The sequence below is a fragment of the Haloferax sp. ATB1 genome (assembly GCF_000730175.1).
The window spans coordinates 63,656-76,332 of the sequence record NZ_JPES01000079.1; the positions used below are offsets into that span (position 1 = coordinate 63,656).

9 protein-coding genes and 1 pseudogene are annotated in these 12,677 nt (G+C 54.9%); 3 read left to right on the forward strand and 7 right to left on the reverse strand.

What is annotated here, in order from left to right; all coding sequences use genetic code 11:
* Positions 1-104 precede the first annotated feature (104 nt).
* The gene (locus tag ATB1_RS12680) at positions 105-512 is read right to left on the reverse strand and encodes a hypothetical protein (RefSeq protein WP_042664151.1); all 408 of its coding nucleotides are present in this window, start codon (positions 510-512) and stop codon (positions 105-107) included.
* Positions 509-1,327 (reverse strand): ParA family protein, encoded by an 819-nt coding sequence (locus ATB1_RS12685; protein ID WP_042664299.1) that lies wholly within the window; start codon positions 1,325-1,327, stop codon positions 509-511. Before ATB1_RS12685 ends, ATB1_RS12680 begins: the two co-directional genes overlap by 4 nt.
* A gap of 416 nt (positions 1,328-1,743) precedes the next feature.
* Between ATB1_RS12685 and ATB1_RS12690 the strand changes: the two genes are divergently transcribed.
* Positions 1,744-2,418 carry a helix-turn-helix domain-containing protein gene (locus tag ATB1_RS12690; protein WP_042664154.1) on the forward strand — a complete coding sequence of 225 codons (675 nt, stop codon included), beginning with the start codon at positions 1,744-1,746 and terminating at the stop codon, positions 2,416-2,418.
* Positions 2,415-3,107 (forward strand): annotated as a pseudogene (locus ATB1_RS12695) (nucleotidyltransferase domain-containing protein). The gene ATB1_RS12690 and the pseudogene ATB1_RS12695 overlap by 4 nt, the downstream one beginning before the upstream one ends.
* Positions 3,108-3,191: 84 nt before the next feature.
* On the opposite strand, the gene ATB1_RS12700 reads toward ATB1_RS12695, so the two are convergent.
* From ATB1_RS12700 to ATB1_RS12715, 4 genes are all read right to left on the reverse strand, one after another.
* Complete coding sequence (locus ATB1_RS12700) at positions 3,192-3,464, reverse strand: hypothetical protein (RefSeq protein ID WP_042664300.1); 273 nt, start codon at positions 3,462-3,464, stop codon at positions 3,192-3,194.
* A 143-nt stretch (positions 3,465-3,607) separates the two neighbouring features.
* Positions 3,608-4,042: a TRAM domain-containing protein gene (locus tag ATB1_RS12705; RefSeq protein ID WP_042664155.1), complete on the reverse strand. Its 435-nt coding sequence runs from the start codon at positions 4,040-4,042 to the stop codon at positions 3,608-3,610.
* A gap of 37 nt (positions 4,043-4,079) precedes the next feature.
* A complete protein-coding gene (locus tag ATB1_RS12710) occupies positions 4,080-6,929 on the reverse strand; it encodes an exodeoxyribonuclease V subunit beta (RefSeq protein ID WP_042664157.1) in 2,850 nt (949 codons plus the stop codon).
* On the reverse strand, positions 6,926-9,511 hold the full coding sequence (locus ATB1_RS12715) for a PD-(D/E)XK nuclease family protein (protein ID WP_042664158.1): 2,586 nt from the start codon (positions 9,509-9,511) through the stop codon (positions 6,926-6,928). The genes ATB1_RS12710 and ATB1_RS12715 overlap by 4 nt, the downstream gene beginning before the upstream one ends.
* 135 nt (positions 9,512-9,646) lie before the next feature.
* On the opposite strand from ATB1_RS12715, the gene ATB1_RS24395 reads away from it, so the two are divergent.
* Complete coding sequence (locus ATB1_RS24395; protein ID WP_082256404.1) at positions 9,647-10,315, forward strand: tyrosine-type recombinase/integrase; 669 nt, start codon at positions 9,647-9,649, stop codon at positions 10,313-10,315.
* A gap of 39 nt (positions 10,316-10,354) precedes the next feature.
* On the opposite strand, the gene ATB1_RS12725 is transcribed toward ATB1_RS24395, so the two are convergent.
* The gene (locus ATB1_RS12725) at positions 10,355-12,460 is read right to left on the reverse strand and encodes an Eco57I restriction-modification methylase domain-containing protein (RefSeq protein WP_157837745.1); all 2,106 of its coding nucleotides are present in this window, start codon (positions 12,458-12,460) and stop codon (positions 10,355-10,357) included.
* Positions 12,461-12,677: the final 217 nt, after the last annotated feature.

Here is a 12,677-nt window from a genome sequence, read left to right on the forward strand (position 1 = left end):
TGACATAAAACCTGAATCAACAGAGTGCTCCAATGTCACTGTTGTTGTACTTGAACAGAAGGCACGCATCAAATCCACCCTCCGAGGTTGTGTTCTCCGCGAGGTCATTCGTTGCCGAGTTTCGAAAGCCGAGCCTGGATTTCCTCGGCATCCGCCTCAGAGAGCGCCTCAACACCGAACTGGACGAGTAGCGGGTAGAAGTGGCGATTCTTCTTGAACTCGTCCTGCCCCGCCTTGCGGAGCTTCAGCTGGAACTCGAGGTACGTGTCCTCCATCTCGTCGAGGACACCATCGGGAATGTAGATCGTCCGCCCGTTCCACTCGTCCTTAATGTTCGTCTTCGTTTTGCTCGTTTCGTTCGTTTCACTCGTTGAAGCCGGTTCGGTCGTTTCGGTCGATGAACTGGATTCTAGCGTTTCACTCACCTCACTCGTTTCGCTGGAATCAGTCTCGTCGTCCACCTCTTCGTAGTTGCCCTCGATGCCGGAAGCATCGCCCCAGCCGTCGGTCATGCTTCCACCTCCTCTGGGGCAGTCTTCTCAAACGTCTCGTCGAACAGGTCGGAAATCTCGTTGAACAAGTCGCGTGCATCCTCGACACGCTGGTTCTCCTTACCGAAGCCAAAGACGGACACCCCCTCGCCAATCGACTGGGAGAGATCGGTCCGCTTCGGAATCTCGAACACTGGGAGGGAGTACGCCGACTTGATCTCCTCGATGGTGTCGCGGTGCTCGGCGTTCCGCTCGACACGGTTACAGACAATCGCGAGCCGATTGATGTCTCCGTACGCCTGTTCGAGAGAGCTTAGCTGTTTCGCGAAAATCTGGAGGCTGTTGGCGTTGAGCTTCTCGGGAATAACGGGGATGACGACATTGCCGGTCGCGACGAGGGCGTTGTCAGTGAGGACGTTCAGGGATGGCGGCGTGTCGACGATGATGTAGTCGTAGTCCCTCTCGAGTTCGTCGAGAGTCATCTCCAACCGCTCGCGACTCTTCGGCGCCTCAAGCAGCGTCTGGATGTTCTTGTTGTTCGCGAGCTTCTCGCTGGCGGGAAGGATGTCGAATTCCTCGTGCTCGACGATGATGTCGTTCACCGACTCCATCTGATCGAAGTCGAGGACGTCGAACAGCGTCGTACGGTCGGTGTCGTAGTACAGGTCGTTGTATCCGAGCGAGCAGGTGAGCCCTCCGTGGTAGTCGATATCGACCAAGAGGACGTCATAGCCTCGTGCGGCGAGTGCGCCGCCAGTATGAATGACGTCGGTTGTCTTCCCCGCGCCGCCCTTCTGATTCGCCACCGTGATTCGTGCGGTATTGGTGTCGGTCATTTTCTTCGTTTCTCCCGTTGTATTCATTTCGTTCGTTTTGCTCGTTTCGTTCGGTGCGTTCAGTGAGGGTGTTTCATTCGGTGAGAGGATTACTACGGTGTTAAAACCAATTGTTCGTTGCGCTCGTTGAAGCAAACACACTCATTTCTATCAACTCGTTCATTTCATTCGTTTCGTTCGTTCCTTTCATCCTACCGATCGAGTACCGGGAAGCCAGCCCATCCTCAGCCAGTTCGTTCCGCAGAATGCGTTCAACACGTTCGTTCCCCTCATTCTGTTCGTTTTGCTCGTTTCGTTCGTTTTACTCGTTCCAAATCGTTTCGACAGGAATCAGAGCTACCTTTGAGACGAGTGGAGAGATCGTGGCTTCTTGGCCAATCAAGTAAGACTTTTACCGGATTATTGGTAACCACCAGATGTACGAGGTACTCGATGACACGGCGGCGCAGGTCATCCTCGCTATCGAGAGTGGTGACTCTATCCGCCGTGTCGCCCAACACCTCCACACGCCGTACGAGACGGTGAGACAGGCCGTGAACCGTCTCGAAGACGCAGGCTACATCAGTTATGATGATGGCCTCTCCGTCGTCGACGAGCGCGTGAGAGACGCCGCACGCGAGCTCGTGACTGCTAGCGCCGGCGTCAGTCCGCCTTCGATTGAGGAGGCATACGTCATCCCACAGTTCGGTGACCGACCGTACGCGTTTACGCGGATCGACGCCGTCTACGTATGGACCCAGGGTGGCTATCAAGTCGGTCGTGACCCCGATGACTATCCGCTGTTCCTGGCCGTCCACGAGCAAGACGTCGATGCTTGGGAAACGTTTTTCGAGTCCTTCGACCTCCCCACCGCATTCGAACGACAGCCCCGAGACAAGCTGGACGGGCCGCTACAGATCGTCCTTGAGCCACGCTCGTCACTCGACGTCAATCACGTCGAAGGGTACCCAGTGATCCCGAGAGCTGAGACGATCGAGTATATGCGCGAGAACTACGCCCAGTTCCAGTCGGGGCTAGCGATGCTCGACCGGATGTACGAAGACCTTGATCTCGGCGTCGCGTATCGTGAGACGGAACGGGCACAGACATGAGCTTCAACAACCGGAGTGACGCACTCATCGAACTGCTCGAGGAGCTCACGCAATCGGGGCACGAGTACGTCCTTGTCGGCGGCTACGCTGTCTCCGCGTTCAACGCACGCTTCTCCACGGACCTCGACATCGTCGTCGCACCTGATTCCAAGGGTGAATTCGTCGAATTCCTGGAACAGCAGGGCTTCGAGGAAACAGACAGCCACGCCAAGGAATGGTTCTACGACACCGAAGTGATCGAGTACGAAAAGCGGCTCACGCCGCAACAGCCGATCGGCTTCGATCTCCTAGTGAACGGACTCGGGTGTCGCCAAACAGAGGCACAGTGGTCGTTCCTACCTATACGACCACAGCCACCAGCAGGAGGTGAGCGGGGGGACGGTGACGACGACGGCCAGAGTTATCGATGGGGCAGTCCTCGTCGCGGCAAAACTCCACAGCGGCCGTGAAACAGACCTTCGGGACGTCCTGGCAGTGGCAGAAGAGATCGACCTCAACGCTGTCACGCCCCATCTGCGGCGAGGGGACGACAATGCCTACGGGAGCAACTTGAGCGTGGACTGGATATCTTGGAGAGCGACGAACTCAAGCACGGATTTCGGAGTGACTTCGGGGCCTCAGCTGTCTCAGAAGAAACGGTCACCGCTCTCCAAGAGTATCTGTCTGCACAGATTGACCACCTGAGCTGAATCGGTCGGACTCCCTTGACCAGAAGTGAAGATAAGGCCCTTCAGCGGTGCTTGCAGTCAGTCAAAAAATTGGAGGGGTGGTTGTCAGTCGACCGTCGCTAACACACGGACATCCGTAGCTGAGTGTCGTTCTCGTTCAGTACGAGCACCGTGCTCGCGGAGGAGCTCATCAATGCGGTCGGCAAGAACCTCCGCATCCTCCCTATCGACGTGGACGATTAGCGTCGGACGCTCCTCGTCGCTGTTCTCAATCACGAGCGAGACATCCTTGAATTCGTCCGGCTGTCTATACGCCTCGAACTCATCGGCGACCTGGTTGGCCAAGTCGTCGAGTACCTCAATCGGTTCCTTTGTCATAGATTGAATTACGAGCTTGGTAGATTGTGTCATCACGAACGGTGGAGAAGTCGTACTTCCAGAACCACCTCAATAGACTTACTCGAACGGAGCCTTCTCACACCGATGATTTACCGAGAAGAAGGCCGGCTCAGAGAGAACAGTTAGACCGTCCGCGGATCGCTATCAACGATACTCGCGAACGCGACATTCTCCTGAACTTGTTCGATTTCGACGGTTGGCTTGTCGCCGGGTTGAGCGCCGGGAACGATCACGACGTAACCACGTTCGACTTTTGCGATTCCATCGCCCTGATCGCCGACCGTCTCGATGGTCACATCACGTACTTCGCCTTCCTCAACAGGGGATCCGGAGAGAGAATGGCTCGCAGTCTCACGAGAAGGGGCTCTCTGTGACTCCTGTTGTACTGACGATTCCGTCGAGACTGGAGATTCCAGAATCGCTACGCGATACGTTTCGTCAGCTGACAACGCTTCATACTCGATTTCACTCGAGGGAACTTCCACTATGTACGTCCCATCCTGCTCTTTAATTGGAGCACTGAACAGAGAGCGAAGGGAATTGTGAATTTCGACCATTGAGTGTTTAGTGCTCAGTACCTACGAGACAAGTAATTTAAACACTATGTGTTAGCACTAGCTCTCGAAGAGCCGCCTTATTGAGAGGGGTGATATTGTGCCGAGTGCCATCATCGGTGTAGAAAATAGATGCAGTGACCGACCGATCGGGATATTGGTCGGCGACGACATGGTAGTAGATACTGAGCTGTTTCCGGTATTCATCTTCTGCGTGCGTTGTGAGATCGGTTTTGTAGTCGATGATTTCGACACGGTCAGCTGTCACGTGGAGCAAGTCGATGATACCGCCTATCGTTACCTTCTCGCCGTCGACAGTAAGTGGGAGGAACGCATCGATCTCAGCTCTCGTCTCACCATCGAGTGAGTCGAGTAACGCCTTCACGTGCTCCTTGTCAGGGTTATCGCCGGTTTCGACTGCCTCACCGAGAACATACCGTTCCGCAAACTCGTGGACGTCTGACCCGAACTCTATTCCCCGGCCGCCAGTATTCCCTTCGAAGACGGCGTCATCGATGAAGGTGTGCGGTGAGTAGCTCGCCGGGCCATCAGGCTCGGGAATGTCGACCGAATATGGTGAATGCTCGCCGTCGTCCGGATTGAACGCAGACAGATCGGGATCGACATCGTCGACAGCAACGGGGAGTGCATCGAGGAATGAATTCGGGTCAGCGCCACCGGTCAAGACGAGGTGGCTCTCGGCGCGCGTGACAGCCACATAGAGGAGCCGACGTTCCTCATCGTAGTTCTGGGGGAGGCAACGATTGAGAACGTCTGCCTTCCAGTTGTCGTAGACATATGGGACATCGTGTGCCTCCTCTGAGTACACCTTCCGCTGTCGGAGGCCAATCGGGTCGGTGTACGCGATATCGCTCCCGCTCCCGCCGGAAGACGGGAACTTGTTGGCGTTCATATTCGCGAGAATAACGATCGGGTATTCGAGCCCCTTCGTTGCGTGGATCGTCTGGACAGTCACCGCATTCGTCCCAGCCCCGGTGTCGACATCGTGTGTGCTCCCATCAGCAATCGCCTCCTCGATGAATCGGATCAGCTCGCTACGGGTGAACGTCGTCGTCCCGTGAACCGACTGGATAGTGTCGAGAACGACGTCTGCGGTGGGGCCGGAACGGCCGTACTGTTCGAACACGCGCCGGGCGACCCCGCCGAACGTCTCCAGCTCTCGGAGATCCTCTCGGAAGGCGACCATGGCTTCGGGGTACGCCTCACGCTCGATGATCGCCTTCGCCTCGTCGATCGTGTAGCCAGCCTCTTCAAGGACTAGCGCCCACCCGCGTTCGGCATCGCGTTCGAGGATACGCAACCACGCTAACACCAGCTTCGCGGCGTCGGTCCGAAAGACCTCGATCCCACCCTCGTAAGCCATCGGGAGACCGAATTCACTCGCCGTATCGAGCAGATCCCGCCCGAAATCACGGGTTCGCGTCAACACGGCGATGTCGCCGTACTCTGGAGCGCGATATGTGCCGTCGTCGCCTTCGACGGCGTAGGCGTCGTTGTCGACGATCGCGTCGATCTTTTCGAGAATGGCCTCGTGTTCGTCCTCACTCGTGAGCGCCTCGATGTAACTATCGTCTCGGTCTGTATCGGCGGTCAGTGGTGTTACCTGCTCGGAGATAGCCTCCGCATCCAGCGATTCGTTCTTTGTCGCACGGGCAGTCAGCGCGTGGGTAGAGAAGTCCAAGATGGACTGCGTCGAGCGGTAATTCCGCGTCAGTTGCTTGTCGTCGACCGGCGTCGTCGGGAACGTGACTCGATCTGCGTCCCGATTCAGCACCGCGGCAAACCGTTCGAGCCGATCGTCGAACTCGCGGATGTTGTCGACGTCCGCGTACTGGAAACTGTAGATGCTCTGTTTCCAGTCGCCGACCACGCAGATGTTGTTCGTGCCGGCGAGCAGCAGCGTGAGTTTGAACTGAATTTCACTGGAGTCCTGGAACTCGTCGACCATCACGTACTCGTACCCCAGCTGCTCTCGGAGGTCGTGATCTTCACACAGGAGGACGAACGCGAACAGTTGGAGGAACCCGAAGTTCAGGTAGTTCCGCCGAAGCGCGAACTCGAGATAGGCGTGATATACGTCGTGGACGAACCGCTTGAGTGCCGTTCGGTCCTCCTCGAAGACGCGTTCGGCGAGGTCCGCTGGGACTTGCTTGCCATCGCCGCGGATGTCCCATTTCGCGGGCGCCTCCGGGAGGTACGTCTTGTCTTCACCATACTGATAGAGCTTCTTTCGAAGCTTCGATTGCTTGCTCCCGCCGTTGCGTGGTTCATTCCGGTCGGTGAACAGCGTCTCGAACGCCTCGAAATTCCCGTCGAGGTGTGACTCACCGTCCCGGTACCAGCCATCCGCAGTGGGGAACACACCCTTTGCGGACAGTTCCTTGATCAGATCGAGCAGCTCCGATGTCTCCGACAGTGCTGTGAAGAACTCGTCATACTCCGAGTGATTATCGATGAACTGGCCGATAAACTCACGAAACAGCGCCTGTTCGATGATTTCGTCTTCGATAATCCGTGTCGAGCCAGTGATCGTCTCTTCGATCCCGAGGGACATCGGTGCGTCGTGTCCGTATTCGTCGAGCAGATCGTGTGACAGCGAGTGGAACGTCTGGATCGGCGCGTTCGCGAGCTCCCGCATCCCGTACTCACTGTGACGCACAATCCGTTCCCGCATCTCCTCAGCCGCGTTGTTCGTAAAGGTCACCAACAGCACGTCTTCGGGATCGACGCCATCTTGGGCCACGATATTGGCGTATCGCCGTGTAACGGTGAACGTCTTCCCGGTGCCAGCACCCGCATCGACGAGATAGAGGCCGTCAATCGCCTCCATGAGCTCGCGTTGTTCCGGGTTCGGGTCGACGCCGCTCATTGTTCACCCTCCAGGAGGAGATCTCGGTTGTCAACCCGTCGGTAGTTCGGCTCACCGGCGAGCCCCTCGATTGGGAACGCCTCGTCGCCAGTGCGACGCCGGTTGAGTTCCGCCAGTCGATCGTCGACAAACGATTCGAACGCATCGAGATCGGTTTTAAAGAACGCACCCTTCTGCCGGTCGACGATTGCTCGCATCACCTGCTTGCTCCCTGTTGTCACGTACTTGTACTCGCCAATCTCGGTTTCGAGCCGGTCAATCATCGTCTCTCCGAACTCCGATTCGATGAGTTCGTCGCTGTCGGTGGTCTCGACGAGTGGCGCAGCATCGAAGAGCGCGGCGTATGTCTGATAGTCGATCTTCGAGAGGATCTTCTGGCACTTCTGTGCCCCCTCCTCACGGAGATACTCGAAGAACTCCTCACGTCGCACGTGCTCGGTGAGCGATTCAGGGTAGTATGTTACAGTCGTCAGCGCGTCGTCGACGTCGGCGCCGCCGGCGATCATGTCGTCGACGAGTTCGGTGACGTAGAAGAACGTGAACGAGAGTTGCTCACTCGGACGTTGCGAACGCCAATAGGTGAGATAGAGCGCTGCCTGAAAGTCAGGCTCGTCTGTCGGCTCGTCAATCGCGGCGTGTTTGACAATCGAGGTGGCGCTGCTCTCGCTGCCGCTCTTGTAGTCGAGCAGGTCTCGCTGCGACTGAACGAGGTCGATCATTCCGTTGATGCCCAGTTCTTCATCAGTAAACCGGCGTTCAGTCACGGGGGAGTCGACATCCCGACCGAAGTGAGCGGCGACAGCATTGTCACCCCCACTGGACGGCGTCAGAAACGCGCCCTCGGTCGGCTGGTTCGCGTCAAGATATGAGACGATCGTTTCGAGGCTCGCACGATACTCAGTGCGCCGGGTCCGTTCGTCGACGGAGCGAACCAGCGGACGGACGTCGTCGAGCATGAGTTCGACGACCTCCGAGAGTGTCTCTTCGTCAACCGGGTCCGGATGGTTGACGTAGAACTCCGCGAAGTCGTGGAGCAGGTTGCCCTCGGTGAGATACGCCTTCTCCGGACCGTCGACGATCCGGCTGAAGTAGTAGTCCCGCGGTGAGTTCACGTAGGTGTTGAGACTCGACTTGCTGATCGTCTCGACTGGGTCGGACGTCACGCCGACGGATTCGTTCTCGAATCCGTCACCATCTCGTGCTGCGGTTTGGATCTGATGGCTTGTCGAAGGCAGATCGGAGAAACGGTCGTACTCCGGTTCGAGGAGCTCTTCGAAGTACAGGCACGGCGTAACGGATGATCCGCCGGTCGCGTCTTGGACGAGATAGTGTTGCTGGCTGCCGCTCTGTAACAGCAGCTGGAAGCTCTTGAGGTTCCGTGTGAACTGGGCGTCCTGGTCGACCCACGGACGACGTGGTGCCGAGTGGGTCCAGCGGTCGTCGAGCCCTAGGTAGAAGACAACCTCACGACCCACGTACGACGCCGATTTCGCGTCGGCGAGCAGAACGCCCTCGTTCTCTCGGTCGACCGGGACCTCGTAGGTCTGGAGATAGAACGACAAATCGTCGAGGCGCGCTTCTGTAATGGATTCGTCGGCGATGTTGAGTGTTTCCAGTTCCTCGCGGAAGGCGTCGAGCGTGTCGTCTGCGTGGCGTTCAAACACTGAGAGGGCGTCCAAGAACGTGTATTCTTGAATATCGTGACAGAAGTCAATCAGCCACTTGAGATCTCCATCGTCAAGCTCATGGAGTCGCTTGTCTGTGTCAGCGTCGTCGACGTCGCAATCGAAGACCGTCAACAGTGACCGGATCTCGTTTATTCGGGTATCAGTCCCCCGGTGGGCGGTCCGGAGGAGGTGGAGGAACAACCGATGTTCGCTGCGATCTGTGAAACCCGGCCCGCCGAAAAACGGGATATCGGCCGCTTCGAGTGCGGACTCGATAAGCGGTGAGTACTCGCTTTCCTGGTCGAGAACAATCCCAACGTTATCAGCGTTCTCGTCATCCACGGAATCGACGACGGTCTCTGCGATCTCCGTCGTCGAGTCGTGTATACGGAACGGAGGGAGCTCGAACTCCGTATCAGTGAAAAGGTCGACCGTGTCGTACTCGGCGGGTAGATACGCTCGTTCGAGTTGGGTGAGCATCGCCGGCTCGACGACGACCACGTCGAGATCCGGATCGATGGTCTCGTTCGTGAGCTTCATCGAGGCGGTCTCGAGTTCCGCGATTCGCTCCACAGCTCGTTCGGTGGCTTCGTCGACGTAGCCGTCGTACTCGAAGATGGCGTCGTGTGACCCTCGGTGTTCCCAACACTGGAGGATATTCCCAACCGCGTATGCACAACGCTTCCAGGAGAAGTCCTCGTGATCAAGCATGCCGAGGAAGGCGAGACGGTCCTCAGACTCTTGCCGTCGACCGACTGCAAGTCGGCGTGGTGGGATCGCGAACGGACCGAGATGCGAACGATCGAGGTGGCGGTTGAGGGCACTCGCAAGCGGTCCGTCCGGGGTGATTACCCGGTCGTACGATTTGACTTCATCGTAGAGTTGGCGTGGCGATTTGGCGCGGGGAAATGGCACGCACAGAGACAGTCAGCGACCTCGGTTAAATCTTTGTCAGATGAGTTCATAAATGGGTGAAGTATATGCAGATTCTCCGTATCAAGATCCCGTTTGCTCGCCTTCTAAACAATTTCAAAGTCGTTTCCTATCTAGATGGCACCAACACGAGAAAAGTCACTTAGTGAACGCGAGTTTGAATTACTGTTAGAAGGAGCAGGACGTATCGACGAGCCCGTTCAACGACTCGAATCGCGGGCTGCGATTCTAATCGGTGGACGTCTCGGACTAAGACCCGGTGAGACGACACATCTGAGTTCATCGTGGATCGATCACGAGCGACAAATGATCCGCATTCCCGAGCACCACGCTTGCACCAAAGGGAGAGATGGTGGCCTCTGTGGATATTGTCGGCAGGCAATCGAACAACGCCTACGACATGATCCAGATAGTAGATTCGAAGATTTTGCGGACCTGTATTGGCTTCCAAAAACAGACGCAGCTGCTCGAACAGTACCGTTTCATTTTTCGTATCGGGTCCGAGTCGCGATCGATCTCCTGATTACGGAACACGGTGGCTGGCCGTACTCCTTCTCAACATTACAACGAAGATTGAATACCGCCCTTGATCTCGCTCCACGTCTTTCCAGAAACGCAACTTCATTACACGGTCTTCGAGCGACAGCAGCCTCCTACCACGCCAGCAGAGGGTTAGAATTGGCAGCACTCCGAGCTATGTTCGGTTGGGAGGACATCGCTACAGCTCGGCAATATCTCAACGTAGATGGGGCGATGACTCGACGAGCGCTCAACAATATTCACTAATGCGAGTTAGTCAGTGAGCTGTATTCAGAATATGCGTTTCTATGGCTTCGGTCCTTCTTTTTTAAGTATATTGTATTTCTCAAGCACTGTGTCGAAGTAGTCTTCAGTCATAATTCGGGGGTTTGAGACCCTGTGGAAATCCTTAAGTACAAATTGAACTTCCATATGTTCAAGACCGTAAGCGTGGAATGCCGCAGCGTCAATTTCGGCCTGGATGTCACGCCTTGCTTCTTCAGTCGTTGCAGGATCAATTCCTCCGAGACGGTCGCGCATTTCGGCGAATTCATCACCGTAGCAACTCAGCTGAGCAGCCCGTTCGGAAATGTAGTGGAACCAATTATCATCCTCAGAAAGATCGGGCATCTGTGATTCCTTGAACTTATACATGACAATACCGGTGTCCACCTTAGTTCTAAGCAAGTAATCAAGCGGGATCGAGTTGAGAAGCCCGAGCTTAGCGAACAGTTCCTCGTCAGAGAACATCCGGGTATAGAAGTTATGAAGTGGGCTTTCTGAGAGTCCCTCCTCGTAGGGCTGAATCAGGTAGCTAGGGATAGTCAGCAATGTGTTGTGACAAACGATGCCCTTAGGTAACACCGAGGCGATGAGTGTCCGCTCATTAGTGGAGTTCGTAATTCGACGAATACCGATTCGATATTCAGTGGAATCCAGAAGTACGTCATTCTCGGTGAGTGGTTCCCCACGATGTTGCTCCAATAGGCCATTGACGAATCCTTTCTGAGACCCCGTGCCATCAAATGCTTCATAGATAGCGGATTTGAGATCGCGAACAGTCTTCTCCCGCATTCGTTGCTTGGCACTTCGCTCTGGGTCGTCATCTTCTTCGACACTCCAAAATTCGGGTTCCTGTACGTCTGTTATGAATTCCGGAGTATAGGAATATTGGTAAATATTCTTACCACCGTAGACAGGGTAGTCGGCTTCTGATTTATCCACGAAACGGTCTGCATCACTTGTACGACGGAGTCCCTGATACGGCTCCATATATCCAGTCGGAGCGCCCTTTGGAGCGATGGGTGGGTTATCTATAATCGATTCGAGAACACTGAGTTTTTGCTCCGATTCAATATATGGGAAGATACCTGCTTCTGGAGAGTACGATTCAAGCACCTCCCGTGGAATCCGGATTGCTTTTTCATCGAAGTTATCGAAGATTGAAAGATCGCCTGCTTCATATCTCCCAGAAACATATTCTGTCGAACCACTATTCCTGAACACTACTACGCCGAACTTGTATCTATCATCAACCTGCTTGAAGATCCCGTGATTCTCGAAGATTGTCAGTACATCCAGAGTCGTGTTATTCAACAGGTGGGTTCGCAGGTCTTTACCAGATGCTCCATTAAAAACTGCACCAGGGAGAATCTGAGCGACACGAGAAGAGTCACCAGCAAGCTTGAAAACGCGCTCAAAAAATAGAGATGAAAGATCATTCGTACTGGGATTGACTCGCCCGTCAATTACAGGACGCTGTAGGTCATATGCAGGCGTGTTCTTGAAGTATTCTGCGCGAAGTTCCATTTCATCCTGATATTCCTGCCACCCCTCAGCGATATCATCATCTTCTAGAAGCTCTTCTTGGACTCTATCTTTGTCGTCGGGTAGTCGTGTTCGAAACGTCTCATCGTATTTGGAGAAATAGTCGTCACGAAGCGGCTTGATACGATCCCATGGAGGGTTTCCGATGACAACATCGAATCCACCGTCTTCGTACACAGGAGCGAACTCCAATACCCAGTGAAATGGACTAAATTCCTGTAGTTTCTCTTCATCAACTTCGTCAAGCCCCGCAGCGTGGAATTGGTCTAATACTTTTTCATTCAATTCCTGGCTATGAGAATCAACTAGCGATTCAGCAACCTGGCGTGCATTTTGCGCCTCAGCGGTACTAGTGGCCTTTTGATGGCGTCTGATCGCGTTGATTACATCCTCATATAACTCCTGTACACCAGTTCCGACACCGCCGCCCCAATTGGTGAGGGATGCATCGCCGTCGTCAGTTACTTCTACTAAATTTGTGAACCCGACAAGGGAATTTCCTTGTCGGATATTGAAGTCAATGTTCGGTAGCGGCTCGACCTCATGTGGCTCATCTTCAAGATCCGCGACCATTGAGAGCCACAATCGAAGTTTGCAGATTTCGACAGCCCCTTCATCAATGTCTACCCCTCAGTAATCACGATAGGTTAGTCATCATAACGCAATTATGGGGATATAGCTCAGCTGCAATACCGAACCTCAGATAGGATAGCCAAACTGGATTAATCAATTGAGATGGGTTCTGTGGGAAAAGACTTCGTGAGAACTCTACTGAATCGTTGCTATCCGTACATTCATTACG

Coding starts and splice junctions, on each gene's coding strand:
- ATB1_RS12690 (WP_042664154.1), top strand. CDS start 1,744: ATGTACGAGGTACTCGATGACACGGCGGCGCAGGTCATCCTCGCTATC.
- ATB1_RS12710 (WP_042664157.1), bottom strand. CDS start 6,929: ATGAGCGGCGTCGACCCGAACCCGGAACAACGCGAGCTCATGGAGGCG.
- ATB1_RS12685 (WP_042664299.1), bottom strand. CDS start 1,327: ATGACCGACACCAATACCGCACGAATCACGGTGGCGAATCAGAAGGGC.
- ATB1_RS12700 (WP_042664300.1), bottom strand. CDS start 3,464: ATGACAAAGGAACCGATTGAGGTACTCGACGACTTGGCCAACCAGGTC.
- ATB1_RS12680 (WP_042664151.1), bottom strand. CDS start 512: ATGACCGACGGCTGGGGCGATGCTTCCGGCATCGAGGGCAACTACGAA.
- ATB1_RS24395 (WP_082256404.1), top strand. CDS start 9,647: ATGGCACCAACACGAGAAAAGTCACTTAGTGAACGCGAGTTTGAATTA.
- ATB1_RS12705 (WP_042664155.1), bottom strand. CDS start 4,042: ATGGTCGAAATTCACAATTCCCTTCGCTCTCTGTTCAGTGCTCCAATT.